At 69.3% G+C, this 26,874-nt stretch carries 28 protein-coding genes and 1 pseudogene; 19 read left to right on the top strand and 10 right to left on the bottom strand.

Going from position 1 to position 26,874, the window contains the following annotated elements:
* Nucleotides 1–2: 2 nt before the first annotated feature.
* From EOW66_RS00400 to EOW66_RS00390, 3 genes are read right to left on the bottom strand one after another with little or no spacing between them, the layout of a single operon-like run.
* Complete coding sequence (locus tag EOW66_RS00400) at nucleotides 3–1,016, bottom strand: alpha-ketoacid dehydrogenase subunit beta (protein WP_128154029.1); 1,014 nt, start codon at nucleotides 1,014–1,016, stop codon at nucleotides 3–5.
* A gap of 1 nt (nucleotide 1,017) precedes the next feature.
* Nucleotides 1,018–2,259, bottom strand: a complete 1,242-nt coding sequence (locus EOW66_RS00395; RefSeq protein WP_128154028.1) for a thiamine pyrophosphate-dependent enzyme — start codon at nucleotides 2,257–2,259, stop codon at nucleotides 1,018–1,020.
* A gap of 2 nt (nucleotides 2,260–2,261) precedes the next feature.
* Nucleotides 2,262–2,516 (bottom strand): hypothetical protein, encoded by a 255-nt coding sequence (locus EOW66_RS00390; RefSeq protein ID WP_128154027.1) that lies wholly within the window; start codon nucleotides 2,514–2,516, stop codon nucleotides 2,262–2,264.
* Nucleotides 2,517–2,633: 117 nt separating this feature from the next.
* Between EOW66_RS00390 and EOW66_RS00385 the strand changes: the two genes are divergently transcribed.
* Nucleotides 2,634–3,116 carry an Lrp/AsnC family transcriptional regulator gene (locus EOW66_RS00385; protein WP_113900459.1) on the top strand — a complete coding sequence of 161 codons (483 nt, stop codon included), beginning with the start codon at nucleotides 2,634–2,636 and terminating at the stop codon, nucleotides 3,114–3,116.
* A gap of 31 nt (nucleotides 3,117–3,147) precedes the next feature.
* Here the strand turns inward: EOW66_RS00385 and EOW66_RS00380 are convergent, their stop codons facing one another.
* Entirely contained in the window at nucleotides 3,148–4,062 is a 915-nt protein-coding gene (locus EOW66_RS00380) for a LysR substrate-binding domain-containing protein (protein WP_113900523.1), read from the bottom strand.
* Between the two features lie 85 nt (nucleotides 4,063–4,147).
* Between EOW66_RS00380 and pcaD the strand changes: the two genes are divergently transcribed.
* The 5 genes from pcaD to EOW66_RS00355 all read left to right on the top strand — a co-directional run bounded on the left by pcaD (nucleotide 4,148) and on the right by EOW66_RS00355 (nucleotide 7,771).
* Nucleotides 4,148–4,930: a 3-oxoadipate enol-lactonase gene (gene pcaD, locus EOW66_RS00375; RefSeq protein WP_128154026.1), complete on the top strand. Its 783-nt coding sequence runs from the start codon at nucleotides 4,148–4,150 to the stop codon at nucleotides 4,928–4,930.
* Nucleotides 4,931–4,933: 3 nt separating this feature from the next.
* Nucleotides 4,934–5,326: a 4-carboxymuconolactone decarboxylase gene (pcaC, locus tag EOW66_RS00370; RefSeq protein WP_128154025.1), complete on the top strand. Its 393-nt coding sequence runs from the start codon at nucleotides 4,934–4,936 to the stop codon at nucleotides 5,324–5,326.
* Nucleotides 5,319–6,047, top strand: a complete 729-nt coding sequence (gene pcaH / locus EOW66_RS00365) for a protocatechuate 3,4-dioxygenase subunit beta (RefSeq protein ID WP_128154024.1) — start codon at nucleotides 5,319–5,321, stop codon at nucleotides 6,045–6,047. The genes pcaC and pcaH overlap by 8 nt, the downstream gene beginning before the upstream one ends.
* A 2-nt stretch (nucleotides 6,048–6,049) precedes the next feature.
* Nucleotides 6,050–6,649, top strand: coding sequence for a protocatechuate 3,4-dioxygenase subunit alpha (gene pcaG / locus EOW66_RS00360; RefSeq protein ID WP_128154023.1), 600 nt, complete (start codon nucleotides 6,050–6,052; stop codon nucleotides 6,647–6,649).
* A gap of 63 nt (nucleotides 6,650–6,712) precedes the next feature.
* A complete protein-coding gene (locus tag EOW66_RS00355; protein ID WP_128154022.1) occupies nucleotides 6,713–7,771 on the top strand; it encodes a 3-carboxy-cis,cis-muconate cycloisomerase in 1,059 nt (352 codons plus the stop codon).
* A gap of 29 nt (nucleotides 7,772–7,800) precedes the next feature.
* On the opposite strand, the gene EOW66_RS00350 is transcribed toward EOW66_RS00355, so the two are convergent.
* A complete protein-coding gene (locus EOW66_RS00350; protein ID WP_113900465.1) occupies nucleotides 7,801–8,559 on the bottom strand; it encodes an IclR family transcriptional regulator domain-containing protein in 759 nt (252 codons plus the stop codon).
* A gap of 248 nt (nucleotides 8,560–8,807) precedes the next feature.
* Between EOW66_RS00350 and EOW66_RS00345 the strand changes: the two genes are divergently transcribed.
* The 10 genes and pseudogenes from EOW66_RS00345 to EOW66_RS00300 form a co-directional block, all read left to right on the top strand.
* Nucleotides 8,808–9,596 carry a GntR family transcriptional regulator gene (locus EOW66_RS00345; RefSeq protein WP_128154021.1) on the top strand — a complete coding sequence of 263 codons (789 nt, stop codon included), beginning with the start codon at nucleotides 8,808–8,810 and terminating at the stop codon, nucleotides 9,594–9,596.
* A gap of 53 nt (nucleotides 9,597–9,649) precedes the next feature.
* A complete protein-coding gene (locus EOW66_RS00340; protein WP_128154020.1) occupies nucleotides 9,650–10,828 on the top strand; it encodes an ABC transporter substrate-binding protein in 1,179 nt (392 codons plus the stop codon).
* Between the two features lie 111 nt (nucleotides 10,829–10,939).
* Nucleotides 10,940–11,794, top strand: a complete 855-nt coding sequence (locus EOW66_RS00335) for a branched-chain amino acid ABC transporter permease (protein ID WP_128154019.1) — start codon at nucleotides 10,940–10,942, stop codon at nucleotides 11,792–11,794.
* A 13-nt stretch (nucleotides 11,795–11,807) separates the two neighbouring features.
* The gene (locus EOW66_RS00330; RefSeq protein ID WP_128154018.1) at nucleotides 11,808–12,869 is read left to right on the top strand and encodes a branched-chain amino acid ABC transporter permease; all 1,062 of its coding nucleotides are present in this window, start codon (nucleotides 11,808–11,810) and stop codon (nucleotides 12,867–12,869) included.
* Entirely contained in the window at nucleotides 12,866–13,618 is a 753-nt protein-coding gene (locus EOW66_RS00325) for an ABC transporter ATP-binding protein (RefSeq protein ID WP_128154017.1), read from the top strand. Before EOW66_RS00330 ends, EOW66_RS00325 begins: the two co-directional genes overlap by 4 nt.
* Nucleotides 13,611–14,333 (top strand): ABC transporter ATP-binding protein, encoded by a 723-nt coding sequence (locus tag EOW66_RS00320; protein WP_128154016.1) that lies wholly within the window; start codon nucleotides 13,611–13,613, stop codon nucleotides 14,331–14,333. Before EOW66_RS00325 ends, EOW66_RS00320 begins: the two co-directional genes overlap by 8 nt.
* 50 nt (nucleotides 14,334–14,383) lie before the next feature.
* A complete protein-coding gene (locus tag EOW66_RS00315; protein WP_128154015.1) occupies nucleotides 14,384–15,571 on the top strand; it encodes a cytochrome P450 in 1,188 nt (395 codons plus the stop codon).
* Nucleotides 15,572–15,600: 29 nt separating this feature from the next.
* Nucleotides 15,601–15,921, top strand: coding sequence for a 2Fe-2S iron-sulfur cluster-binding protein (locus tag EOW66_RS00310; protein ID WP_128154014.1), 321 nt, complete (start codon nucleotides 15,601–15,603; stop codon nucleotides 15,919–15,921).
* On the top strand, nucleotides 15,918–17,141 hold the full coding sequence (locus EOW66_RS00305; RefSeq protein ID WP_128154013.1) for an NAD(P)/FAD-dependent oxidoreductase: 1,224 nt from the start codon (nucleotides 15,918–15,920) through the stop codon (nucleotides 17,139–17,141). The genes EOW66_RS00310 and EOW66_RS00305 overlap by 4 nt, the downstream gene beginning before the upstream one ends.
* Nucleotides 17,142–17,254: 113 nt before the next feature.
* Nucleotides 17,255–17,647, top strand: a pseudogene (locus EOW66_RS00300) (alcohol dehydrogenase catalytic domain-containing protein); the annotation flags it as partial.
* A gap of 22 nt (nucleotides 17,648–17,669) precedes the next feature.
* On the opposite strand, the gene EOW66_RS00295 reads toward EOW66_RS00300, so the two are convergent.
* The 4 genes from EOW66_RS00295 to EOW66_RS00280 are packed head-to-tail and all read right to left on the bottom strand — an operon-like array spanning nucleotide 17,670 to nucleotide 21,874.
* Complete coding sequence (locus EOW66_RS00295; protein ID WP_128154012.1) at nucleotides 17,670–19,244, bottom strand: acyl-CoA dehydrogenase family protein; 1,575 nt, start codon at nucleotides 19,242–19,244, stop codon at nucleotides 17,670–17,672.
* Nucleotides 19,241–20,122, bottom strand: a complete 882-nt coding sequence (locus tag EOW66_RS00290; RefSeq protein WP_128154011.1) for an amidohydrolase family protein — start codon at nucleotides 20,120–20,122, stop codon at nucleotides 19,241–19,243. Before EOW66_RS00290 ends, EOW66_RS00295 begins: the two co-directional genes overlap by 4 nt.
* A gap of 4 nt (nucleotides 20,123–20,126) precedes the next feature.
* Nucleotides 20,127–21,338 carry a 3-(3-hydroxy-phenyl)propionate transporter MhpT gene (gene mhpT, locus EOW66_RS00285; protein ID WP_128154010.1) on the bottom strand — a complete coding sequence of 404 codons (1,212 nt, stop codon included), beginning with the start codon at nucleotides 21,336–21,338 and terminating at the stop codon, nucleotides 20,127–20,129.
* A 56-nt stretch (nucleotides 21,339–21,394) separates the two neighbouring features.
* Entirely contained in the window at nucleotides 21,395–21,874 is a 480-nt protein-coding gene (locus EOW66_RS00280) for a MarR family winged helix-turn-helix transcriptional regulator (protein WP_164880980.1), read from the bottom strand.
* Between the two features lie 146 nt (nucleotides 21,875–22,020).
* Between EOW66_RS00280 and EOW66_RS00275 the strand changes: the two genes are divergently transcribed.
* From EOW66_RS00275 to EOW66_RS00265, 3 genes are all read left to right on the top strand, one after another.
* A complete protein-coding gene (locus EOW66_RS00275) occupies nucleotides 22,021–23,472 on the top strand; it encodes an aldehyde dehydrogenase (protein ID WP_128154008.1) in 1,452 nt (483 codons plus the stop codon).
* A gap of 84 nt (nucleotides 23,473–23,556) precedes the next feature.
* Complete coding sequence (locus EOW66_RS00270; protein ID WP_128154007.1) at nucleotides 23,557–24,384, top strand: p-hydroxycinnamoyl CoA hydratase/lyase; 828 nt, start codon at nucleotides 23,557–23,559, stop codon at nucleotides 24,382–24,384.
* Nucleotides 24,385–24,457: 73 nt separating this feature from the next.
* The gene (locus tag EOW66_RS00265) at nucleotides 24,458–25,966 is read left to right on the top strand and encodes an AMP-binding protein (protein WP_128154006.1); all 1,509 of its coding nucleotides are present in this window, start codon (nucleotides 24,458–24,460) and stop codon (nucleotides 25,964–25,966) included.
* 158 nt (nucleotides 25,967–26,124) lie between these two features.
* Here the strand turns inward: EOW66_RS00265 and arsH are convergent, their stop codons facing one another.
* Nucleotides 26,125–26,853, bottom strand: a complete 729-nt coding sequence (gene arsH, locus EOW66_RS00260) for an arsenical resistance protein ArsH (protein ID WP_128154005.1) — start codon at nucleotides 26,851–26,853, stop codon at nucleotides 26,125–26,127.
* Between the last annotated feature and the right edge of the window lie 21 nt (nucleotides 26,854–26,874).

Genomic DNA, 26,874 nt, shown 5'->3' with positions numbered 1-26,874 from the left:
GCTCAGGCCTCCATCACGCGCCGGCAGGCGGCGGCAACCCGCGCCGGGCCGGGGAAATAATCCCATTCCGCGGTATGCGGGTAAGGGGTGTCCCATCCCGCGACCCGTTCGACCGGGGCCTCGAGATGCCAGAAGCACTCGGCCTGCACCTGCGCCGCAAGCTCGGCGCCAAAGCCCGAGGTCAGCGTCGCCTCGTGCACGATCACGCAGCGCCCGGTCCTGCGCACCGAGGTGGTGATCGTCTCGAGATCGAGCGGCAGCAGCGTGCGCAGGTCGATCACCTCGGCGTCGATCCCGGCCTCGGCGACCGCGGCAAGCGCGACATGCACCATCGTGCCATAGGCGAGCACGGTGAGCTGCGTCCCCGCGCGCCGGATCGCCGCCTGCCCGAGCGGCAGGTGATAGCGCCCCTCGGGCACCTCGGCGAGCGGATGGCCGCGCCAGGGCGTCACCGGGCGGTCGTGATGCCCGTCGAAGGGGCCGTTGTAGAGCCGCTTCGGCTCGAGGAAGATCACCGGGTCGGGGTCGTCGATCGCCGCGAGCAGCAGGCCCTTGGCGTCGTAAGGGGTCGAGGGCACCACCGTCTTCAGCCCGGTGACATGGGTGAACAGCGCCTCGGGGCTCTGGCTGTGGGTCTGCCCGCCGAAGATGCCGCCGCCGGTCGGCATCCGCACCACGAGCGGGCAGGTGAATTCGCCCGCGGTGCGATAGCGCATCCGCGCCGCCTCGGAGACGATCTGGTCATAGGCGGGGTACATGTAATCGGCGAACTGGATCTCGACCACCGGGCGGCGGCCGAAGGCGGCCATGCCGATTGCCGCGCCGACGATGCCCAGCTCGGAAATCGGCGTGTCGAAGCAGCGCGCGACGCCGTGCTTTTGCTGCAACCCGGCGGTGCAGCGGAAGACCCCGCCGAAATAGCCCACATCCTCGCCGAACAGGGTGACGCGCGGATCCTCGGTCAGCGCCAGGTCGAGCGCGTCGCGGATCGCCTCGATCATCGTCATCGTGGCCATTTCAGAACCCCGCTTGCTGGCGCTGGCGCCGCAGATGCGGCGGCATCTCGGCATAGACGTCGTCGAACATCTCGGCCGGGCTCGGCCGGCGGCCCTGGTGCAGGGTGCCGATCGCCTCGGCCTGCTTTTGCGCCTCGATGACGCCTGCAAGGATCTCGGCCTCGGCCTGGGCGTGGCGCTCGGCACTCCAGACCCCGCGCGCGATCAGGTGGTCGCGCAGCCGCGCGACCGGATCGCCAAGCGGCCAGCTCGCGCCCTCGTCCGAGGGGCGATAGGCCGAGGGATCGTCCGAGGTCGAATGCCCCGCGGCGCGGTAGGTCACATGCTCGATCAGTGTCGGGCCGAGGTTGCGCCGCGCGCGCTCGGCCGCCCAGCGGGCCGCCGCGACGACGGCGAGGTAGTCATTGCCATCGACGCGCAGGGCGGGAATGCCGAAACCATGACCGCGTGCGGCGAAGGTGCCGACGCTGCCGCGCGCCACCTCCTGATAGGTCGAGATCGCCCATTGGTTGTTGACGATGTTGAGGATCACCGGCACCCGATAGCTCGAGGCGAAGACCAGTGCGGCGTGAAAGTCGCTTTCCGCGGTCGAGCCGTCGCCGATCCAGGCCGCGGCGATCGCCTCTGCGCCCGAAAGCGCCGAGCCCATCGCCCAGCCCACCGCCTGGATGTATTGCGTGCCGAGGTTGCCCGAGATCGAGAAGAAGCCGTGCGCCTTCGACGAATAGAGCACCGGCAGCTGGCGGCCGCGCCCCGGATCGCCGTCGTTGCCGTAGACCTGGCACATCATCGTGCCGATCGGATAGCCCGAGGCGATCAGCAACCCCGCCTGGCGATAGGTGGGGAAGTTCATGTCGCCCGGGCGCAGCGCGCGCTGGAAGGCACAGGAAATCGCCTCCTCGCCGAGGTGCTGCATGTAGAAGGAGGTCTTCTGCTGGCGCTGCGCGAGCAGCATCCGCGCGTCATAGGCGCGCAGGGTGAGCATGTGGCGCAGCCCTTCGAGCTGCGCCGCATCGTCAAGCGCCAGCGCCTCGGCCCAGGGGCCGCGCGCCGCGCCTGCATCGTCGAGGATGCGGATCATGCCGAAGGCGAGATCGCGCATCTCCTCGGCCGGGGTGTCGACCGGCGGGCGGCGCATGGCGCCGGCCTCGGGCACCGGGAAATCCGAGAAATCGGGCGCGGTGCCGGGGCGCGCGTGCGGGGCACCGAAGGTCAGGCGCAGCGGCGGGGCGGCAGGATCCATGCTCAGACCTCCTCCGCCTGTGCCCCGGCCGCGGGGCCGCCGGCGACGCCGGCCACACCCGGCATCCGGGCCAGCCGCGCCAGATAGGTGTCGGCGGAAATCCCGCCGCGCGGGTGGAATTCGAGCCGGACCTCGGCCCGCGGCGCCTGTGCCCGGAGGCTGATCGCCTCGAGGGCGAAGCCGGCACGGGCCAGCTCGTCGAGGGCGCGCTGCAGCGCCTCGATGGCCGTGTCTGCGGTGAATGTCGCGAAGTGCATCGGCCTCTCCCAATTCCGATACGATGGGAAAAGAGTGGGCCGAGTCCGGAAAAATTTCCTTTCAATGATTTTATATTCTAGCCTCCCGTCAAAAGAAAATTCTGGAGGGAAGCCGGAATGAAAGATGAAACATCCGGAGGGGGGCTTGATGCGATCGACCGGCGCATCCTGCGCGAGCTGAGTCGCGACGGCCGTCTGTCGAATGCGGCGCTGGCCGAGCGCGTGGGGCTGTCGCCAAGCCCGTGCTGGCAGCGCACCCGCCGGCTCGAGTCCGAGGGCTATATCCGCGGCTATGCGGCGGTGCTCGACGGCGCGAAGCTTGGCGTTCCCGAGACGGTGCTGATCGAGGTCACGCTCGACCGCCACGACGACGCGGTGCTGGAAACCTTCGGGCGGCAGATGGCGGGGATGCCCGAGGTGATCGAGGTCTGGCTGGTCACCGGCGAATACGACTACATCCTCAAGGTGGCGGTGAACGGCACGCGCGGCTATGAGGAATTCCTGCACAAACGTCTTTACCGGGTGCCGGGGATCCGCAATTCCCGCTCGAGCTTCGCGCTGCGCTGTCTGAAATCGGGGGGCGTGCCGGTGCCGGACTGACCGCCGCTGCCGCGTGCGGGGCCGGGCCGGCCTAGACGATCAGCCCTTCCGCCGCGCGGTCGATCGCCGCGATCAGGGCGCGGGTCTGGGCCGAGGGCTCGTCGGTGTCGCGCAAGGTGATGCCGACCGGCCCGCCGAGCAACTCGTTGCGGATCGGCAGGATGGCGAGGGTGCCGGCCTCGACTTCGGTCTGCACGACCCCCTCGGAGATGAACCACACCACATCGGACTGCCGCACCACCTCGCGGCCGAAGGCCAGCGAGACATTCTCGAAGGCGGGCTGCGGATCGCCGATGCCGACCGATTGCAGCCATTGCCGCACCGAGGCCGAGATCAGTGCGCCGCGTGGCGGCAGCATCAGCGGGTAATGGGTCAGGGCGCCATAGTCCCAGTCCTGCCGCAGCAGCGGATGATCGGCGCGCACCACCGGGACGACGCGCTCCCAATAGAGCGAACGGAAGCGCAGCGTGTCGGCGCTTCCCGCAGGCGGCATCCGGCCGACGACGAGATCGAGCTGTCCCTCGCGCAGCAGCGACAGCAGCAGCCAGTTCGGGCCGGTCATCACGTCGAGCAGAACCTCGGGAAAATCGGCGTGATAGGCAAGCGCCGCGCGCGGCACGAGCCCGGTTGCGGCGGTGGGCAGCACGCCGGCGCGCACCACCGGACGCGGCTGCGGCGGATCGAGCACCAGCCGCTGCGCCAGCTCGAGATCGGCCATCGCGGCGCCGACATGGCTTTGGAAGACCCGCCCCGCGGCATTCAGGCTGAGGCTGCGGCCCGAGCGGTCGAAGAGCGCGGTGCCGACGATCTCCTCGAGGTCGCGGATCGTCTTCGAGGCGGCGGGCTGCGACACGTTCAGCGCCGCTGCCGCGGCGGACAGGCTGCCAAGGCGCGCGGTTTCGAGAAAGCAGCGGAAATGGCGCATGCGAAGGTGGGGATGCAGCATCCTATAACCTGTAGGTTATGACATCTGTGCAAGATTATAATTTCCGTGCCGGATAGTTCAATCTACTCTGGCCGCCGGAGGAACCATGCACACCATCAAAACGACAACGGGCGTAACCCTGCATGTCAGGGACGAGGGGCCGCGCGACGGCCGCGCCGTGATCTTCGCGAACTCGCTCGGGACCGATCTGCGGGTCTGGGATACGCTGTTGCCGCTTCTGCCCGCCGGGCTGCGGCTGGTGCGCTTCGACAAGCGTGGCCATGGGCTCAGCGACTGCCCGCCCGCGCCCTATGCGCTTGCCGATCTGGCCGACGACGCGGCGGCGGTCTGCGACGGGCTGGGGCTGCGCGAGGTGACCTTCGTCGGCCTGTCGATCGGCGGGCTGATCGGGCAGGCACTGGCGGCGCGGCGGCCGGGGCTGCTGCGCGCGCTGGTGCTGATGGACACGGCGGCGAAGATCGGCACGGCCGAGATGTGGACGCAGCGGATCGAGGCCATTCGCGCGGGCGGGATCGCGGCGCTCGAGGGGCCGATCATGGAACGCTGGTTCACCGCGCCCTATCGCGCCTCGGTGCCCGAGTTCCGGCTCTGGTGCAACATGCTCACCCGCACCCCGCGCGAGGGCTATCTCGGGTGTTGCGCCGCGATCGCCGGCGCCGATCTGACCGAGAGCACCCGCGCGCTGAGCCTGCCGGTGCTGGCGCTGGCGGGCGATCAGGACGGTTCGACCCCGCCCGATCTGGTGCGCGCCACCGCCGCGCTGTGCGGTGCGGATTTCGCGCTGATCGCGGGGGCGGGCCATCTCCCCTGTGTCGAGCAGCCGGCGCAGACGGCGCGCAAGATCGCCGAGTTTCTGGAAAGGACCTGAGCTTTGACCGACGCACGCTATGAACGGGGCATGAAGACGCGGCGCGAGGTGCTGGGCGATGCCCATGTCGACCGCGCCGAGGCCGCGAAGACGGGGTTCGACGCGCCGTTTCAGGAGCTGATTGCCGTCTCGGCCTGGGGTACGGTCTGGGCCTCGGACGGGATCTCGCGCCGCGAGCGCTCGATGCTGACGCTGGCGCTGCTGGCGGCGACCGGCAATTTCGAGGAGATCCCGATGCATATCCGCGCCACCGCGCGCACCGGGGCGAGCCAGCGCGACGTGCTCGAGGCGTTCCAGCACGTGGCGATCTATGCCGGCGTGCCGCGCGCGAACCATGCGCTCAAGCTCGCCCGGCAGACCTATGCCGACATGGAGGAGGAAGCCAAACGTGACTGATCTCGGTCCCCTGATCCCGCGCAACCGCGCGATCCACCCCGTCCCCTACGATCCCGATTACAAGACGAGCGTGGCGCGTTCGCCGAACCTGCCGCTGTTGTCGATGGAGAGCGGCCCGTCGGAGGAGACGGGCCCGGTCTTCGGGCATGGCCGCATCGGTGCGCTCGACAACAACCTGATCCTGAACTGGACCAAGGGCGCCGCGCCGGCGGTGGGCGAGCGGATCCTGATGCATGGCCATGTCCTTGACGAGACTGCGCGGCCGGTGCGCAACACCCTGCTCGAGATCTGGCAGGCCAATGCCGGCGGCCGCTACCGGCACAAGAAGGACAGCTACCTTGCGCCGCTCGATCCGAATTTCGGCGGCTGCGGGCGCACGCTGACCGACGAGAACGGGTATTATCAGTTCCTGACGGTGCGGCCGGGCGCCTATCCTTGGCCGAACCGCGGCAACGACTGGCGCCCGATGCACATCCATGTCTCGGTCTATGGTCACAGCTTCGGGCAGCGGCTGATCACCCAGATGTATTTCGAGGGCGACCCGCTGATCGCGCATTGCCCGATCGCGCATACGATCAAGAGCCATGGCCAGCTCGACCGTCTGGTGGCGCCGCTCGATCTGGCGTATTCGCGACCGCTCGATTTCCTGGCCTACAAGTTCGACATCGTGTTGCGCGGGCGTCGCCAGACCATGTTCGAAAACAAGCTCGAGGGGATGTGAGAATGGTTCAGAAACTCGACATGCTGCAGGAAACGCCCTCGCAGACCGCCGGGCCCTATGTCCATATCGGGCTGATGCCGTCCTATACCGACAATGGCGGGATCTACGACGAGGAGATCGGCGTGAGCCCGATCGCGGCAGGCGCGAGGGGCGAGATCATCGAGATCGTCGGCTCGGTCTGTGACGGCACCGGCTGGGCGATGCGCGATGCGCTGCTCGAGAGCTGGCAGGCCGATGCTGCGGGGATCTTTCCGGGACAGGAGGGCGCCGATCCCGGGGTTTCCGGCCATTGCCGCTTCGCCGCCGATGCGGTGAGCGGCGAGTTCACCCTGCGCACCGTCAAGCCGGGCCCGGTGCCGCATCGGGCGGGGGGGCGGCAGGCGCCGCATATCTCGCTGTGGATCGTGGCGCGCGGCATCAACATCGGTCTGCAGACCCGGATCTATTTCGAGGACGAGGACAATTCCGCCGACCCGCTGCTGGCCCGGATCGAGCAGCGCCCGCGGGTGGAGACGCTGATCGCGAAGAAGCTCGGGCCGGGGCAATACCGTTTCGACATCCGCCTGCAGGGCGCGGGCGAGACGGTGTTTCTCGACCTCTGAGCGGGGCTGTGATTGTCTGCGCCGAGGGGGCGGTCCCCCGGTGCGACGGAGAAAGGCGGGGCGGTGAGCGTCTTTGAACATCCCTGGCTCGGGGGGCTTTTTGCCGATCCCGAGATGGTGGCGATCTGGGGGCCGGAGCGGCACCTTGCGCAGATGCTGGCCTTCGAACGTGCCTGGAGCGTGGCGCTCGGGGCATGCGGACTGGCCCCGCCGGAGGCCGCCGCCGGGGCGGGCGCGGTCCTTGCCGCGGCGCGGATCGCGCCGGAGGCGCTGCGATCCGGGATGGGCACCGACGGCGTGCCGACGGTGGCGCTGGTCGCGCTGCTGCGTGCCGGCCAGCCCGGGCCGGTGGCGCGGGCGATCCATCACGGCGCGACCTCGCAGGACGTGCTCGACACGGCACTGGCGCTGACCTTGCGCGACTGCTCCGGGCTGCTTGAGCGGCGGCTTGTGGCGCTTGGCGAGGCCCTGGCGGGGCTCGAGGCGCGCTTCGGGGCGGCGCCGCTGATGGGGCGGACGCGGATGCAGGCGGCGACCCGGATCACCGTGCGCGACCGGCTGCTGAGCTGGCGCCTGCCGCTCGAGGGCCACCGCGCCCGGCTGGCCGCGCTGCGCCCGGTGGTCGAGCGGGTGCAGGTGGGCGGTGCCGCGGGCGACCGCGCCGCGCTTGGCGCGCAGGCGCAGGCGATGACCGACCGGGTCGCGCGCGAGCTCGGGCTCGGCTCGACGGGCAAGGCCTGGCATGCGATGCGCGAGGGGGTGGTGGAGTATGGCTCGTTCCTGTCGCTCGTCTCCGGCAGCCTTGGCAAGATCGGGCAGGACGTGGCGCTGATGGCCCAGCAGGGGCTGGACGAGATTGCCCTGTCGGGCGGCGGCGGCTCCTCCGCCATGCCGCACAAGCAAAACCCGGTCCTTGCCGAACTGCTGGTGACGCTGGCGCGCTTCAACGCCACGCAGGTCTCGGGCCTGCATCAGGCGCTGGTGCACGAGCAGGAACGCTCCGGCGCGGCCTGGTCGCTTGAATGGATGATCCTGCCGCAGATGGCGCTGGCCACCGGGCGCGCGCTTGCGGCGGCGCAGACGCTGCTCGGGCAGGTGGTGCGGATCGGCAGCCCGGACTAGCCGGGCCGGCCGCCGCTGCGGTCTTGCGGTCAGGGCAGGATCCGGCGCAGCCCGTCTTGCACCTTCAACAGCGCCGGAAGGTAGAGCGCGGCAAGCGCGTCGGGCTCGGCCTGGACGGCGGCAACCCCGGTGTTGAGGGCGGCGACCACGCGACCGCGCGCCGAGATCAGCGGCACCGCGAGCGAGCGCAGGCCAAGCTCCACTTCCTGGTCGATCAGCGCATAGCCCTGCGTCCGCACCCGGCCGATCTCGGCGATGATTTCCTCGGGATCGGTGCGCGAGAACGGCGTGCGCGGGCTCAGGTCGGAGGCGTCGATCACCGCGCGCGCCTCGGGTTCGGGCAGGGCGGCCAGCAGCACCCGCCCCATCGAGGTGCAATGCGCCGGCAGGCGCGAGCCCGGCAGCAACCCGATCGACATCACCCGCCGCTGCGCGGCGCGGGCAAGATAGACGATCTCGGTCTCGTCGAGGATCGACACCGAGGTCGACTGCCCGATCCGCTCGGAGAGCTGGTCGAGCCAGGGCTGCACCAGCTGCGCCAGCGGCAGCGCGGCAAGCGCCCCCATCCCGAGCCGCAGCACCCGCGGCGTGAGGGTGAAGAACTTGCCGTCGTAATCGGCATAGCCCTCGGCATGCAGCGTCAGCAGGCAGCGCCGCGCGGTGGCCCGGTCGAGCCCGGTGCGCTCGGCGGTCTCGGCGATGCTGAGGCGCGGATGCTCGGCGCCGAAGGCCTCGAGAACGCGCAGCCCTTTCGCCAGAGAGCCGATGATGTCGGTTTTGGTGGCCATGCCCCGGACCATTTGCAAGCGGTGAACAAAAGTCAACATCCGCACGGGGCCGCGGCGGGGGGGCACGGCGCAGACGATCCCGGGCATGGGCCGGGTGACGTGCCTCTGCCCCTGCCGCCTTCCCGGCATTTTGTGTACAATGTTTGGGGTGCGTTGCAGAAATTTGGCGATTTTATTGCGAGTCAGGCAAGATTTTATTGCCGGACTCAGATTCGTTGTACACAATAATGGTCAGGGAGGACGGGATCATGCCGCAACGGGATGCAACTTTGAACTGGCAGGGGCCGGCGACGTCGCAGACGGAGCGGGCGCTTGTCGGGTTGCGCGATCTGATCGTGAGCGGCGAGATTCCGGTTGGCGGCCGCGTCTCCGAGATCGAGACGGCGGCCCGGCTGAACCTGTCGCGCACGCCGCTGCGTGCCGCGCTGCAACGCCTGCATGAGGAGGGGCTGCTCGAGGCGCTGCCGGCGCGCGGCTATGCGGTGCGGGGCTTTTCCCTGCGCGAGATCGGCGAGGCGATCGAGATCCGCGGCATGCTCGAGGGGCTCTGCGTGCGCCAGCTGGCCGAGCGCGGCTGTGCCGCTGCGCTGCTGGCGCAGATGGAGGACGGGCTCGATGCGATCGACGATCTTCTCGTCGGGCGGGTGTTCACCGCCGCCGATCTGCCGGTCTACATTGCCGCGAACGCCCGGTTTCACGAACAGCTGCTTGTCGCGAACGGCAGTGCGCTCATCGCGCAGGAGGTCGAGCGGGCCGGGAAGCATCCCTTCGCCGGGCCGAGTGCGCTGGTGCAGCTTGGGGTGACGGAGGGTGAGGTGCAGCGCCACCTGATCACCGCGCAAGATCAGCACCGGGCGGTGCTCGAGGCGATCCGCAATCACGAAAGTGCGCGGGCCGAGGCGGTGATGCGTGAACACGCGCGGATGTCGCTGCGGAATTTGCGTCGCGTCTTGCGCGACGGCGAGGGCGCCGAGGCGCTGAAAGGAATTCGCGGCGCTACGCTGATCCGCCGCGAGGAGGAGAGCCTGAGACCCTAGAAGGATCGGCATGCGGGCGCGGGGGGAGACTGCGCCCTGAGGGAGGAGAACAGATGTACAGACGCCAGATGCTCCTGGCCGCGCTTGCGGCGGGGTGTGCCAGCTTGACCGCAATGCCTGCCGCTGCGGGCGACGATCCGTTCCGGATCGGGTTGATCCTGCCGATGACCGGGCCCTTCGCCTCGACCGGCAAGGAGATCGACGCCGCGGTGAGGCTCTATGTCGCCCAGCATGGCGAGACCGTCGCCGGGCGCCGGATCGAGGTGGTCCTGAAGGACGATGGCGGCGTCGCGGACGCCACCAAGCGGATCGCGCAGGAACTGATCGTGCATGACAAGGTCAGCGTGCTGGCAGGCTTTGGCCTGACCCCGCTTGCCCTTGCGACCGCGCCGCTGACCGTGCGGGCGAAGGTGCCGATGGTGGTGATGGCCGCGGCGACCTCGGCGATCACCGAGAAAAGCCCCTATGTCACCCGCACCAGCTACACCACGCCGCAGGTGGCCTCGGTGATCGCCAGATGGGCGGCGGGCAGCGGCATCAAGACGATGGTCACGCTGGTCTCCGATTACGGCCCGGGGCTCGATTCCGAGGCGAGCTTCACCCGGAGCTTCGAGGCGGCCGGTGGCAAGATGCTCGGCACGCTGCGGGTGCCGCTGCAAAATCCCGATTTCGCCCCGTTCCTGCAGAAGCTGGCGGATCTGAAGCCCGATGGCGTCTATGTCTTCGTGCCCTCCGGGGTCGGGGCGCCGTTCATGAAGCAATATATCGAACGCGGGCTCGACCGCTCCGGGATCAGGCTGATTTCCGAGGGCGGCATCACCGATGACGAGATCCTCGACTCCGAAGGCGATCCGGCGCTCGGGGCGATCACCGGATTTCACTATTCGGCGGCACATGACAGCGCGCTGAACCGGGATTTCGTGACGGCGTTCATGGCGGCCAATCCCGGCATGCGTCCGAATTTCATGGCCGTCGGCGGCTATGACGGGATGGCGCTGATCTACAAGGCGCTCGAGAAGACCGGCGGCGGCGGCGATGGCGATGCGCTGATCGGGGCAATGAAGGGGATGTCCTGGGAGAGCCCGCGCGGCCCGATCGCGATCGACCCGGAAACCCGGGAGATCGTGCAGAACGTCTACATGCGCAAGGTCGAGCGTGTGGACGGTGCGTTGTGGAACGTCGAATTCGAGACGTTCGAGGCGGTGAAGGACCCGGGCAAGACGCCCTCCTGACCGTCCCGACCACGCTCTTCCCCGCAGCGGGAAGAGCCCTTCCCGAATGCAAGTCCCGTCCCGGAAGGTCGCCCCTTCCGGCAACGGCACCGCTCACTCCGGAGACCTGGAATGATACCCATTTTGATCGACGGGATCGCTTACGGCATGCTGCTCTTCGTGCTGGCGTCCGGCCTTGCCGTCACCCTCGGGCTGATGAACTTCATCAACCTCGCCCATGGCGCCTTCGCGATGGCGGGGGGCTATGTCACGTCGGTTCTGATGAACAGCCATGGCATGCCCTTCCTCGTCACGCTGCCCGTCGCCTTCGTGGTGCCGGCGCTGGTCGGGGCGGTGCTCGAGCGCACGCTCTATGCCCCGCTTTACGAGCGCGGCCATCTCGACCATGTCCTGTTCTCGATCGGCCTGACCTTCATGGCGGTGTCCGCCACCACCTGGGCGATGGGATCGCAGCAGCAGCTGATTTCGCTGCCGGGCTGGCTCGAGGGCCGGTTCGAGCTTTTCGGCATCGCCATCGGCCGGTATCGCGCCTTCCTGATCGTGGTCTGCGCGGCGCTGGTCGTGGCGCTGCAACTGGTGCTGACCCGGACCCGCTTCGGCAGCCGACTGCGTGCCGCGGTCGACGATCGCCGCGTGGCGCGCGGGCTCGGGATCCGGGTCGAGACGATCTTCGCCGCGACCTTTGCCGTCGGCTCCGGGCTGGGCGGTCTGGGCGGCGCCCTCGGCGTGCCGATGCTCGGCCTCGATCCGACCTTCCCATTGAAATACATGGTCTATTTTCTGATCGTGGTGACCATCGGCGGCACCGCCGGGCTGGCCGGCCCGTTCCTCGCGGCGCTGATCATCGGCGTCGCGGATGTGGCCGGGAAATACTATCTGCCCGAGCTCGGTTCCTTCCTGATCACCCTCCTGATGATCGTGCTTCTGGTCCTGCGTCCGCAGGGCCTGATCGCACGGGCGCGTTGAGAAGGAGCGCGAGATGACGGATCAATCCATTTTCCTTTCGACCTCGAAGCCCCGCCACGACGGCGATGCCGCCACCCGGCGCGCGCTTGACGACCTGCGGCGCGTCGGGCGCCTCAGGCCCGCCGAGCTGCTGTTCTGGGGGGCGGCGCTGGCAAGCTTCCTGGTCCTGCCCGGCAGCCATCTGTTGCTGAGCCAGACCGCGATCCTCGGCCTCTTCGCGCTCTCGCTGGACCTGATCATCGGCTATGCCGGGATCGTCTCGCTCGGGCACGGGGCGTTCTTCGGCCTTGGCGCCTATACCGCCGGCATCGTCTCGGTCCGGCTGACCGAGGAGCCGCTCAGCGGGCTGGTGCTCGGTGGGCTGGTCGCAGCGCTGGCGGGCGCGCTCACCGGGCCGCTTCTGACGATGCGCGCCACCGATCTGTCGCGGCTGATGGTGACGCTTGGGATTGCCACGCTGCTGCACGAGGGCGCGAACCAGCTGACCTGGCTCACCGGCGGTGCGGACGGGCTGTCCGGGGTGACGGTCGCGCCGATCTTCGGCCTCTTCGAGTTCGACCTGATCGGCACCACCGGCTATGGCTATTGCCTGGTCGTCAGCTTCGTGCTGTTCCTTGCCGCGCGCCGGGTGGTGACCTCGCCCTACGGGCTGTCGCTGCGGGCCATCCGGGACAATGCCCTGCGGGCCCGCGCAATGGGCATCCCGGTCGCGGCGCGGCTGGTCGGCATCTATGCCTTCTCGGCCTTCATCGCCGGGGTGGCAGGGGCGCTGCTGACTCAGGTGACGATGTTCACCTCGCTCGACGTGCTTGGCTTCGAGCGCTCTGCCGACGTGCTGCTGGTGCTGGTGCTGGGCGGCGTCGGCTATCTTTATGGCGGCCTGATCGGTGCGGTGATCTTCACCGTGCTGCAGGACCGGCTGGCGACGCTTTCGCCGCAATACTGGCAGTTCTGGATCGGGCTGATCCTTGTCGTGATCGTGCTGATCGGCCGCGACCGGCTGGCGGCGGTGCCGGTGCGGCTGCGCGCAGGGCTGTCCGGCCGCAAGGCCGCGGCCGGGGAGGGCGAGGCATGAGCGCCGCGCTGCAGACGATCGGGCTGAGCAAGCGCTTCGGCGGGCTCACCGCGACCGACGATGTCTCCTTCACGCTCGGGCACGGCGCGCGCCACGCGCTGATCGGGCCGAACGGGGCGGGCAAGACCACCTTCATCAACCTCCTGACCGGGGTGCTGAGCGCCAACGAGGGAACGATCCTGCTCGAGGGCGAGGACATCACGCGGATGCCGCAGCAGCAGCGCGCGCGACGCGGGCTCGGGCGGACGTTCCAGATCAATCAGCTTTTCGGGGCGATGACGCCGGTCGAGTCGGTGGGGCTCGCGGTGTCCGAGCGCATGGGCGGCGGCGGCCAGTTCTGGCGCCGGCTGGGCAAGCGCACCGACATCGTCGACGAGATCGTCGAATTGCTGCGGCAGTTCCGGCTGATCGAGGTGATGGACGAACCGACCGCGCGGCTGCCCTACGGCAAGCAGCGCCTGCTCGAGATCGCGGTGGCGCTGGCCTCGCAGCCGCGGGTGCTGCTGCTCGACGAACCGGCGGCGGGGGTGCCCGAGGCCGAGCGCGGCGAGCTGCTCGACACCCTTGCGGCGCTGCCGCGCGACGTCTCGATCCTGCTGATCGAGCACGACATGGATCTGGTCTTCTCTTTCGCGGACCGGATCTCGGTTCTCGTCAACGGTGCCCTTTTCGCCGAGGGCACGCCCGAGGCGATGCGCAACGACCCGCGGGTGCAGGACGTCTATCTGGGGAGTGACAACCATGTCTGAGCTGCTGGTTCTCGACGATCTGCGCGCCGGCTATGGCGCGGCGGTGGTCATCCCCGGCCTGTCGATGTCGCTGGCCGAGGGCGAGGCGCTGGCGGTGCTCGGGCGCAACGGCGTGGGCAAGACCACGCTGCTCGACAGCATCATCGGCGTGACCCGGCACAGGGGCGGCTCGCTCCGACTTGCCGGGCGCGAGCTCGCCGGTCTCAGCCCCGAGCGGCGCGCCGCCGCGGGGATCGGCTGGGTGCCGCAGGAGCGCAACATCTTCCGCTCGCTCACTGTCGAGGAAAACCTCACCGCCACGGCACGGCGGGGTCGGTGGGACCTCGCCGCGGTCTATGCGCTGTTTCCGCGGCTGCAGGAGCGGCGGCGGAACATGGGCAATCAGCTTTCGGGCGGCGAGCAGCAGATGCTGGCCGTCGGCCGGGCGCTGATGCTCAACCCGAAGGTGCTGCTTCTCGACGAGCCGACCGAGGGGCTGGCGCCGATCATCATCGAACAGCTTCTTGCCGCGATCCGCCGGATCAACCGCGAGGAGGGCATCGCCACGATCATCGTCGAACAGCACGCGCGCAAGGTCCTGCGGGTGACCGACCGTGCGCTGATCCTCGATCGCGGCACCATCGTGCACGCGGCGACCAGTGCCGCGCTGCTGACCGATCCCGCGGCGCTCGAAGCCCATCTCGGGGTGGTCGAGCGCCGGGCCGCGCCGGCCTGACCGCGCGGCGGAAATCACCTGTGACACCCAGATTTGAAAGGGAGATCATCATGCTCACGACCCCGGATCTCGCGCCGCTCGACGAGGAGATCACCTTCGACCAGCTTCACCTCGACCCTTACCCGATCTATCGGCGCCTGCGCGCCGAGGCGCCGGTGCTGCGGGTCCGCTCGATCGGGCGGACCTTTCTGACCCGGGCCGCCGACACCAAGTTCGTGAAGGACAACCCGGCGCTGTTCTCGTCGGACGATCCGAACACGCCGATGAAGCCGGCCTTCCAGGCGCATACGCTGATGCGCAAGGACGGCCCCGATCACCTGTCCGAACGCATGGCGATGGCGCCGGCGCTGATGCCCGGCACCATCCACAAGGTCTGGCAGCCGCTCTACCGCGAGCTGGCGGAGGCCTATCTCGACCGCCTGCCGAAGGACGGGATCGTCGATTTCCATACCGAGATCTCCGGCCCGATCGCGGCGCGCATCCTCGCCCATATCCTCGGCATTCCCGAGGCGAGCGATGCCGAGATGATGCGCTGGAGCCAGACGCTGATGGACGGGGCGGGCAATTTCGCCTGGCGGCCGGGCCCGTTCGAGGCCTGCGACCGCGCCAATGCAGAGATGAACGCGCTGTTCGAACGGGCGGTCGAGCGGGTGCGGGCCGAGCCCGATGCCTCTGCCTTCTCGGTGATGGTCAATGCCGAGACGCCGATCCCGCTGAGCCAGATCTACGCCAATATCAAGATCGCCATCGGCGGCGGCATCAACGAACCGCGCGATGCGCTCTCGACCACGCTTTTCGGCCTGCTCACCGAGCGCGAGCAGCTCGAGGAGATCCGGCGCAGCGGCAGCTGGGGGGCGGCCTTCGAAGAGGGGGTGCGATGGGTCGCGCCGATCCAGGCCTCGTCGCGCCGTGCCACCGAGGATGTCGAGATCCGCGGCTGCCTGATTCCGAAGGGCGACACGGTGATGACGATCCAGGCCTCGGCCAATCACGACGAGGAGCTGTTCGAGCATCCCGAGCGCTTCGACGCCTTCCGGGCGAAGAACCCGCACCAGTCCTTCGCCTCCGGCCCGCACCATTGCGCGGGCTCCCATGTCGCGCGCCGCACCGTCGGACAGGTGATGCTGGACCTGGTGTTCGAGCGGTTCCCGAACCTGAGCCTGCCGGAGCCCGAGGCGGTGCAGTGGCGCGGCTTCGGCTTCCGCGGCCCGATCAACCTGCCGCTGCGGCTGAACTGATTTCGATCCCGAGTGAAAGGACAGACGAGATGAAAGTGACCTTCATTGCCGCAGACGGCACCGCGACCGAGGTCGAGGTGGACGAGGGGCAGAGCCTGATGCAGGCCGCGGTGAGCCATGATGTCGATGGCATCATCGGCGAATGCGGCGGCTCGATGATGTGCGCCACCTGCCATTGCTATGTGGACGAGGCCTGGGCGGAGCGGGTCGGGGCGCAACAGGACGGCGAATCCGATCTGCTCGACTGCGCCGTGTCCGAGGTGAGGCCGGGCAGCCGCCTGTCGTGCCAGATCCGGATGACGGCCGAGCTCGACGGGGTGGTCATCCATCTTCCCGAGGCGCAGCTGTGACGGCCGGGGTGGTGATCGTGGGCGCGGGGCAGGGCGGGTTCCAGCTTGCCGCGAGCCTGCGTCAGGACGGTTTCGACCGTCCCGTCACCCTGATCGGCGAGGAGCCGGGCCTGCCCTATCAGCGCCCGCCGCTGTCAAAGGCCTATATGGCGGACGGGGCGGGCGAGCGGCTGGTGCTGAAGCCCGCCGCCTTCTTCGAGCGCGCGGGGATCGAGCGGCTGGCGGGGCTGCGCGTCACCGCGATCGACCGGGCGGCCCGGCGGGTCGCGCTGAGCGACGGCACGCATCGCGATTATGCGCAGCTGGTGCTGGCGACGGGGGCGCGCAACCTGCGCCCGCCTCTGCCCGGTCTCGACGCGCCGGGGGTGCTCGGACTGCGCACCCTCGCCGATGCCGCGCGGCTCCGCGCCGCGCTTGTGCACGCGCGTGCTGCGGTGGTGATCGGGGGCGGCTTCATCGGTCTCGAATTCGCGGCGATGGCGCGGCAGGCGGGGCTCGGGGTGACGGTGCTCGAGGCCGGGGAGCGGCTGATGGCGCGCGCCGTCAGCCCGGTCTGCTCGGACTGGTTTGCCGCGCTGCACCGGGCGATGGGCACCGAGGTCCGGCTTGGCTGCGCTGCGGCCGGGGTGGAGACGGACGCGGCCGGCAGGGCCTGTGCGGTGACACTGGCCGATGGCGGGCGGGTCGCGGCGGATCTGATCCTCGTCGCCGCCGGCGTTCGGCCGAATGTCGAGCTGGCCGCCGAGGCCGGCGTGGCGGTCGACAACGGCATTGTCGTCGACGGCTGTCTGCGCAGCTCGGATCCGGCGATCTTCGCGCTTGGCGACTGCGCCGCCTTCCCGCTGCCGGGCACCGGGCAGGTGCGCTTCGAATCGGTGCAGGCGGCGGTCGAGCACGCCCGCCACATCGCGCGCGCGATCACGACCGGCGCAGAGACCGCCTTCGCGATGGTGCCGTGGTTCTGGAGCGATCAGGGCAAGGCGAGGTTGCAGATCGCCGGGATTGCCGCCGGGGCGGATGCGGTGCAGCCGGTGCCGCAGCCGGCCGAGGGCTGCTTCATGGCGCTGGCCTGGGCCGGCGACCGGCTGGCCGCGGTCGAGACGGTGGGGCTTGCGGCGCAGCATGTCGCGGCGCGCAGGCTGATCGGCGCGCCGCGCGCGCTGATCGCCGCGGCGGGGTTCGACCTCCGGCAGGCGCTGCTGGCGGGCGCCGAGCGCTGAGACCGGCGGCCGGCGCCGGAGGCCGCGCAAGGACACATCGCCCGGTGCCGCTGCGATCCGGCGGCCCGGGCCCGCTTGCCGCGCTGTGCGGCCTGACCAAGGAGAGAAAACCGATCAAATCCCGTGCCGCCGTCGCCGTCGCGCCCCGCCAGCCGCTTGAAATCGTCGAGATCGACGTCGCCCCGCCGCAAAAGCGCGAGGTGCTGATCCGGATCACCGATACCGGCGTGTGCCACACCGACGCCTTCCCCCTGTCCGGCGACGATCCGGAGGGCGTCTTTCCCGTCGTGCTCGGGCATGAGGGGGCGGGGATCGTGATCGGGGTCGGCGACGGCGTGACCCCGGTCCGGCCCGGCGATCACGTGATCCCGCTCTACACCGCGGAATGCGGCACATGCGACTTCTGCAGGTCCGGCAAGACCAACCTCTGCGTCGCGGTGCGCGCCACCCGGGGCAGGGGGCTGATGCCCGACGGCACGACACGCTTTTCCTTCAGGGGCGCGCCGGCCCCGCCGCGACCGGACCGCCTCAGCCGAGCTCGATCTCGAGCATCTCGGCGTGATGGCGGATCTGCGCGGGCAGCTGCGCGGCGGCGCGCGCGGCGAGGTGGCGCAGCCGGTCGGGATCGGGCGCATGCTGCGCCGCGGCCGCGAGGCAGGCCCAGACACGGCTTGATGCGGCGGCCACCGTCAGCCGCATGAAGGCGGTCGCGCCGGCGCCGGGATCCTCGGTCGCCAGCATCCTGTGCCGCGCCGCCTGCCAGGCGGCCTGCGTGGCCGGCACCGGGGCGAGCCAGTCGGCGAAAGCCTGGGCCGCGGCGCCTTCGTCGTGGCGCAGCAGTCGCCCGGCCAGGGTCATCGCATGAATGCCGTTCGCGCCCTCGTAGATCGGCGCGATCCGCGCGTCGCGCAGGATCTGCTCGACCCGGTATTCGCGCAGGTAGCCGTAGCCGCCAAGCACCTGGATCGCGAGATCCGCCGCCGCGACGCCGCCCTCGGTGCCGGCGAACTTGCACACCGGCGTCAGGAAATCGAGCAGCGGGGCGCTTTCGTCCAGATCCATCTCGACCAGCGCCATCTGCACCAGGGCCCGCAGGCCGAGGGCGATGGTCTCGGCCTCGTCGAGCATCCGGCGCACGTCGGCATGGGCGTCCAGCGCCAGCCCGCTGCGGCCTTGCCGGCGCGTCGCGGCATAACTGCGGGCGATCGCGGCCGCCCGCGCGGCATGGCCTACGCCCTGCAGCGAGACGTCGAGCCGGGCATGGTTCATCATCGTGAACATCTCGCGCAGCCCGTCGCCCTCGCGGCCGAGAAGCTGCGCCGGGGCGGCGTCGAACAGCATCTGGCAGGTGGGCGAGCCGTGCAGCCCCATCTTTTCCTCGATCCGGCTGACGGTGACCGGCAGGCGTTGGCCGTCCTCGCCATGCGAGGGCACGAGGAACAGGCTCAGCCCCTTGACCCCGCTCTGTGCGGTGCCGCTGCGCGCCAGCACCAGATGCAGGATGTGCGGCGTCAGGTCCTGATCGCCGCCGGAGATGAAGATCTTCTCGCCGTCGATCTGCCAGTGCCCGTCACGCAAGACCGCCTGCGTGCGCACCCCCGAAAGATCCGAGCCGGCGCCGGGTTCGGTCAGCGCCATCGTCGCGAGCCACTCGCCCGAGGCCAGCCGCGGCAGCCACAGGGCGCGCTGCGCCTCGGTGCCGAAGCGGGCGATGGTGCGCGCCGCGCCGGGCACCAGCCCGACGACCATCTGCAATGCATGCGAGGCGGCGGCGAAGATCTCGGTCACGGCGCCGGCGAGGGCGGCGGGCATGCCCTGGCCGCCGCTTTCTTCAGGCAGCGCGAGCGCGTGCCAGCCCTGCGCGACGAAGCTGCCATAGGCGGCCCGCAACCCGGCCGGCATGACCACGCGGCCGTTCTCGAGCCGGCAGCCCTCGAGATCGCCGGCCTCGTCCGCGGGGGCGATCTCGGCCGCCGCGAGCCGCCCGAACTGCGCGACGATCTCGCGGGCGAGATCGCCGTCCCAGCCGGGCAGGCGGGACGCCCCGGCGACATGCTCGAGGGTGAAAAGAATGTCATCGACGGGGGCGCTGAACGGGGTCATGGCGTTTCCTTCAGCCCGAGCAACCGGGCGGCATTGTCTTTCAGGATTTTCGGGCGGACCGCGTCGCGGATCGGCAGCGCGTCGAATTCGGCAAGCCAGCCCTCGGGCGGGATCATCGGCCAGTCCGAGCCGAACAGCACGCGGTCCTGCAGCAGGGTGTTTGCGTAGTGGATCAGGATCGGCGGGAAGTACTTCGGGCGCCAGCCCGACAGGTCGATCCAGACATTGGGCTTGTGCACCGCCATCGCGAGCGCCTCTTCCTGCCACGGAAAGGACGGATGGGCGGCGATGATCTGCAGGTCGGGAAAATCCACCGCCACGTCATCGAGGAACATCGGGTTCGAGTATTTCAGCCGCATCCCGTTGCCGCCGCGCATCCCCGCCCCGACGCCGGTCTGGCCGGTATGGAACAGCGCCGGCACGCCGGCCGCCTCGATCGCCTCATAAAGCGGGTAGGCGGCGCGGTCGTTCGGGAAGAACCCCTGCATCGTCGGATGGAACTTGAAACCGCGGATGCCGAAGTCCTCGACCAGCCGCCGCGCCGCGCGGGCGCCGGCCTTGCCGCGCGCCGGGTCGATCGAACCGAAGGGGATCAGGATGTCGGCATGGTCGGAGGCCGCTTGCGCGACCTCCTCGTTTGGGTAGCGCCGATAGCCGGTCTCGCGTTCGGCATCGACGGGAAAGACCACCGCGGCGATGTTCTTCTCGCGATAGGCGGCGGCGGTCTCGTGCAGGGTCGGCGGATGTGTCCAGGGCGCGTGGAAATACCGCGCCATCTCGGCCTGCAGCGCGTCATAGCCGTCGTCGGCATGGCAGCCGCAGGGCTCCTCGGCGTGGACATGGATGTCGATGGCGCGGACCGTGCTTGGTGCAATCATCGGCTCAGTCCTGCGCCGTGGGCCTGGCGTCGCGCCGCCGCAACAGGACCACCGCCGCCGCACCGGCCAGCAGGGTGATCGGGAACAGCGTGTACATCACCCCCTCGGGGCCCGCCCCCGAGGCCACGACGGCCCCGGCCAGCAACGGCCCGGCGATCGAGCCAAGGCGCCCGACGCCGACCGCGACGCCAACCCCGGTGCCGCGGATCTGGAAGGGATAGCAGCGCGGCGCGATGCCATAGAGGATCGCCTGGATGCACAGGATGCCGGCACCGACGATGAAGCCGCCGAGCAGCATCCAGCCGAGCGCCGCCGGCAGCATCGCGAGCATCAGCAGCGCAAGACCCGCGGCGGCAAAGCACAGTGCCACCGTGGCGAGCGGGTTGTCGCGGTCAAGCACCTTGCCGCCGATCAGGCTGCCGAGGATGCCGCCGATGTTGAACAGGACCTGCACCAGCGAGGCGTCCGGCTTGCTCAGCCCGCGCGAGACCAGCAGCTGCGGCATCCAGTTCAGCAGCGCATAGACGACGATCAGGCCGAGGAAGAACGACAGCCACAGCAGCACCGTGCGCGCGAGCGAGGACGGCGCCAGGATGTCGCCGATCGCTTCCCAGATCTTTTCCGACTTGGCCTTCTCGACCTTGAGCGGCGGCAGCAGCGCAAGGATCAGCGGCGTGATCACGATCGGCAGGATGCCCCCGATGAGGAAGATCTCGCGCCAGCCGCCGCCATGCCAGCCCTGCATCGCGACGAGGCTCGCGGTGGCGCCGCCAAGCGGCACCCCGGCATACATGATCGACACCGCGCGGCCGCGGAAATCGGGCGTGCTGGTCTCTGCGGCGATCGTCACCAGGATCGGAAAGGCACCGCCAAGGCCGACACCGGTCAGGAAGCGCATCACCAGAAGCTGCTCGAAGCTCGAGGTCATCGCCGTGGCGATCGAGAAGATGCCGAAGGTGACGAGCGAGAGCGCCAGCGCATTGCGCCGGCCCCAGGCGTCCGAGCTTCGCCCGCCGAGGAACGAGCCGAAGATCAGCCCGAAGGTGGCGGCCGAGAAGAACAGTCCGATCTGCGGACCGCTGAGCCCGAATTCCGGGACGATCTTCGGGATTGCGACGCCTGCCGATTGCAGGTCGAAGCCCTCGATGATCGCGGCGAGGCAGACAAGCGTCAGCGCCCGGCGACCGCCGTGGCGGCTGTCGGATAAACTATGCATGGATTTTCCTCCCTGGGCGGGGCTCTCTCCCTCCCCGCCGTGTGTCGTGATCTGGGTCAGTCTCCCTCGTCGCCCTGCCACACCTTCATCAGCAGGCGCCGCAGCTCTGCCCGCTCCGACCCGGAAAGCGCGCAAAGAAGGTGGTCTTCATGGTCCTTCAGCCGCTCGAGGGCCTCGGCGGTCAGCTCCTTGCCGGTCCTGGTCGGGAACAGCTTCTGGACCCGGTTGTCGTTGGGGTCCGCCTCCCGCAGGAACAGACCGCGCTGTTCCAGCTCGGCGAGGATGGACACGATGTTCGCCCGTTTCAGGCCGATCGCGCGGCAGATGTCGGCGGCCGAGATGCCCGGATTCTCGACGATCATCAGCAGCACGCTGAGCGGCACCGCCCGCAGGGACAGCGATTCGAGCGCGGCGCTCATTCCCTGCATGTCGCGGATCGAGGCGCGGCGCAGGTGATACCCCACCAGATCGGCAAGAAATTCAAGCCGTTCCTCCCCGGGTTCGGGCTTGGGGGCGGTCTTGTGGGGGGCAGCCATTGCCAGTTCTCCTGTGTCATCGGCAACCAGAACGTGAACAGGATTAATGCTATACAGCATAACAGTCAATCGCTATATCGTATAGCAGTCAGGCGGCCGATGATTCGGGGGAGATGGAATCTCGGCGCAATCTTGGGGAGGAGCGAATGACTGTCGTTGACATGAGGATTGCGGGCATGTCCCGCGCCGCACAGGACGGGCGCCGGTACTGCAGGCACAATCCGGTTTCCGGCGCTGTCGCCACCGAGGCCGCGGCGGCAAGCGTCGCGGATGCGGTTGCGGCCGCCGAGGCGGCCGATGCGGCGTTCCCGGCCTGGGCGGCGCTCGGCCCGAACGCGCGCCGCGCCGCGCTGCTGAAGGCGGCCGATGCGCTTGCGGCCAAGGGCGATGCCTTCGTCGAGGCGATGGCGACCGAGACCGGGGCGACCGAGATGTGGGCGCGGTTCAACGTGATGCTCGCCGCCTCGATGCTGCGCGAGGCCGCGGCGCTGACGACGCAGATTGCCGGCGAGGTGATCCCCTCCGACAAGCCGGGCTGCGTGTCGATGGGGCTGCGTGAGCCGGCGGGGGTGGTGCTTGGCATCGCGCCCTGGAACGCGCCGGTGATCCTTGGCGTGCGGGCGCTGGCGACGCCGCTCGCCTGCGGCAACGGCGTGGTGTTCAAGGCCTCCGAGCTGTGCCCGCGCACCCATGCGCTAATCGTCGAGGCGCTGGAAGAGGCCGGGCTGCCGGCCGGGCTGGTCAGTTTCGTCACCAATGCGCCGGAAGACGCTGCCGAGATCGTCGGCGCGCTGATCGACCACCCGGCGATCCGCCGCATCAATTTCACCGGCTCGACCAAGGTCGGCCGGATCATTGCCGAACGCGCCGCGCGCCACTTCAAGCCCTGCCTGCTGGAGCTTGGCGGCAAGGCGCCGCTGCTGGTGCTGCGTGACGCCGATCTCGACGAGGCGGTGAATGCCGCGATCTTCGGCGCCTTCTTCAATCAGGGACAGATCTGCATGTCGACCGAGCGGATCATCCTCGCCCCGGAGATCGCCGACGCCTTCGTCGCGCGGTTCATCGCCCGTGCCGCCACCCTCAAGGCCGGTGACCCGGCGATCGGGGATTGCCCGCTCGGCGCGGTGATCGACGCCCGGACCGTGGCGAAGGTGAGCGAGCTGATCGAGGATGCCCGGGCGAAGGGGGCGGAGATCCATTCCGCCGGGCCGGCGGAGGGCGTTTTGATGCCGGCCCAGGTGGTGGACCGGGTGACCCCCGAGATGCGCCTTTATGCCGAGGAAAGCTTCGGCCCGGTCGTCGCGATCCTGCGCGCGACGGACGAGGACGATCAGATCCGGCTGGCGAATGATACCGAATACGGCCTGTCGGCGGCGGTTTTCACCACCGATATCGCCCGCGGTCTGACCGTCGCCCGGCGGATCCGCTCGGGCATGTGCCACATCAACGGCGCCACCGTCCATGACGAGGCGCAGATGCCCTTCGGCGGCACCAAGGCCTCGGGCTATGGCCGCTTCGGCGGCAAGGCGGGGATCGAGGAATTCACCGAGCTGCGCTGGATCACCTTCGAAACCCAGCCCGGGCATTACCCGCTCTGAGCGGGCCCGCGACATGCGGTGGCGGGCGGGGCCGAAGCGGCCCCGGCATCGCCCCCCTTTACGGAAAACAAAAGGAAGAAGACCATGGCTAACGATCACGACACGGTTGTCTACGAGGTCAGCAACGGCATCGCCTGGCTGAAGTTCAACCGCCCCGAGAAGCGCAACGCGATGTCGCCCGCGCTGAACCGCGCGATGATGGAGGCGCTCGACGCGCTCGAGTTCCGCGAGGATGTCGGGGTGCTCGTGCTCACCGGCGAGGGCAGCTCGTGGACCGCCGGCATGGATCTGAAGGAATATTTCCGCGAGACCGAAAAGGACGGGCTGAAGGGCGTGCGCAAGTCGCAGCGCGAATCCTACGGCTGGTGGCGGCGGCTGCGCTGGTATCAGAAGCCGACGATCGCGATGGTCAACGGCTGGTGCTTCGGCGGCGGCTATGGCCCGCTCTTTGCCTGCGACCTCGCGTTCTGCGCCGACGAGGCGAAGTTCGGCCTGTCGGAGATCAACTGGGGCATCCTGCCCGGCGGTGGCGCGACCAAGGTGGCGGTGGAGCTGCTGCCGTTCCGCAAGGCGATGTATCACGCGATGCTGGGCGAGCCGATCGACGGCAAGACCGCGGCCGAGTGGGGGCTGGTGAACGAGTCGATACCGCTTGCCGCGTTGCAGGACCGGGTGACGGCAGTGGCTCAGACCCTGCTGCAGAAGAACCCGGTCGCGCTCAAGGCCACGAAGGACGCGGTCCGCCGCGTCGGCGTGATGACCTATGACGAGGCCGAGGATTACCTCGTCCGGGCGCAGGAGGCGGCGAATTCCTACGACAACGAGGGCCGCAAGGAGGGCATCCGCCAGTTCATCGACGAGAAGTCCTACAAGCCGGGGCTCGGCGCCTACGACAAGAGCCGCAAGAGCTGAGGCCCATCGGGCGGCCGGGCGCAGGGGAGATTTGTCCGGCCGCCGCGACATCTGACAGCACGGGAGGAGGACCATGCTCGATTTCATCACACCGGATCCGGTCGCCATGCATGCGCGGCTGCGACCGGCGGCACTTGCCTGTATCGATCTCGCGACCGGCCGGCGCTGGAGCTATGGCGCGCTTGACGCCGACATCCTGCGCGCCGTGGGGGTGCTCGCCGGCAAGGGGATTTCGCGCGGTGAACGTGTCGCCGTCATCGCACGCAACTGCGTCGATCTGATCGTGCTGCAGCAGGCGCTGATGCGGCTCGGTGCGATCTTCGTGCCGCTGAACTGGCGGCTGTCCCGGCCCGAACTTGCGCGGCTGCTGGCCGATTGCACGCCGAAGCTGGTCTATACCGATTTCGATGCGGCGCCGGTCCTGCCGGATGGCTGCCGGCTGGAACAGGTCTCGACCTTCATCGACGAGGTCCGCGCCGCCGATCCGGCGCCGCGCCCGCCGCGCCACTCGGGCTTTGACACCTGCATCATCCTGTACACCTCGGGCACCTCGGGGGTGCCGAAAGGGGCGTTGCTGACCTCGCAGTTCCTGCTTGCGACGGCGGTGAACTTCAACGTTCTGGGCGAGGTCGACACCGGCTGCGTCTTCCTGTGCGACAGCCCGATGTTCCATGTGATCGGCATCGTCACGCAGATCTGGCCGCCGATCCTGCGTGGCGGAACCTTCATCGTGTCGCCCGGCTTCGACCCCGAGGCGACGAACGAGCGCCTCGGCCACCCCGACTGGGGCGTCACGCATTACTTCTGCGTCCCGCAGATGGCCGAGGCGCTGCGCCACGCCGGCAATTTCGATCCGTCGCGCTGGCGCAGGCTCAAGGCCCTGTTCACCGGCGGCGCGCCGAACCCGCCCTCGCAGATCCGCTGGTGGCTCGATCACGGCGTCAAGATGGTCGACGGCTACGGCATGACCGAGACCGGCACCACGCTTGGCATGCCGCTGTCGCCCGAGATGCTGCGCGAGAAGGCCGGGGCGGTGGGGGTGGCAGGGCCGCTGACCAGCGTGAGCATCGTCGACGAGAACGACGAGGAAGTGCCCGACGGCGTTCCGGGCGAGGTGGTGATCTTCGGGCTGAACGTCACGCCGGGCTACTGGAACCGGCCGGAAGAGCGCGACCGGGCCTTTACCCCCGAGGGCGGCCTGCGCTCGGGCGATATTGGCGTGCGCGATGCGGACGGCTACATCACCATCGTCGATCGCCGCAAGGACATGTTCATCTCGGGCGGCGAGAACGTCTATCCGGTCGAGGTCGAGGCGGCGCTGATCCAGCATGATGCGGTGCGCGAGGTCGCGGTGATCGGCATTCCCGATGAACGCTGGGGCGAGGTCGGCTGTGCCTATATCGTGCCGGCGCCGGGGCAGGCGCCGCAGGCGGCCGAGCTGGTCACGCATTGCCGCAGTCTGATCGCCCATTACAAGGTTCCGAAGGATTTCCGCCTCGTTCCCGAGCTGCCACGGACCGGATCGGGCAAGGTGATGAAGCATGTGCTGCGCGAGACGGCGCGGGCGGCGGCGGTGCGCTGACAAGGCGGCGGCGCGGCCGGGAAATCGCCCCCCCGCCGCGCGCCGCGGCAGGTTTCCTCCCTGCCCGGGGGTCGGGGCCGGTTCCGGCCGGGCCGGACCCCCGGGGCCTTTCTTCTGCCGCAAGGCGCGGCCCGCGCGGGCCGGTCGTGCCGCGCGCCTCAGGTCGCGGCGGAGAGGTTCACCCGCGCGATCAGCGCCGCGGCGCTTTCCTTGCGCTCGGAATAGCGGTCCACGAGGTAATCGGCCCGGTCCCGGGTCAGGAGAGTGAATTTCATCAGCTCCTCCATCACGTCGACGATCCGGTCATAAAGCGGCGAGGGGCGCATCCGTCCGGCCTCGTCGAATTCCTGAAACGCCTTCGGCACCGAGGACTGGTTCGGGATCGTCAGCAGCCGCATCCAGCGCCCGAGAATGCGCATCTGATTGACCGCGTTGAAGCTTTGCGAGCCGCCCGAGACCTGGATCAGCGCCAGCGTCTTGCCCTGCGTCGGCCGCACCGCGCCCTCGGAAAGCGGGATCCAGTCGATCTGCGTCTTCATCAGCCCGGTCATCGCTCCGTGGCGCTCGGGGCTCGACCAGACCATGCCCTCGCACCAGGCCACCAGGTCGCGCAACTCGCGCACCTTCGGGTGGCTTGCATCGGCGCCGTCATCGACCAGAGGCAGGCCGGAGGGGGTGAAGAACCGCACCTCGGCACCGAGACGGACGAGGATACGCCCGGCCTCCTCGGCGGCAAGGCGCGAGAAGCTGTGTGGCCGCAGCGAGCCGTAGAGCAGCAGGATGCGCGGCGGGTGCGGCGCGGTCGCGGCGGCAAAGAGCCGGTCGCGGTCGATGCCGGGGAACAGGGCGTCGTCGAGGTTGGGCGTCTCCGTCGGAGGTTCAGACAAGGCGGTTTCCTTCCGGATCAG

The sequence above is a fragment of the Paenirhodobacter huangdaonensis genome (assembly GCF_004022465.1).
GTDB classification, from domain to species: domain Bacteria; phylum Pseudomonadota; class Alphaproteobacteria; order Rhodobacterales; family Rhodobacteraceae; genus Rhodobacter; species Rhodobacter huangdaonensis.
Note: the sequence above shows the minus strand (reverse complement) of the source record. Positions and strands in the feature narration are given on the sequence as shown.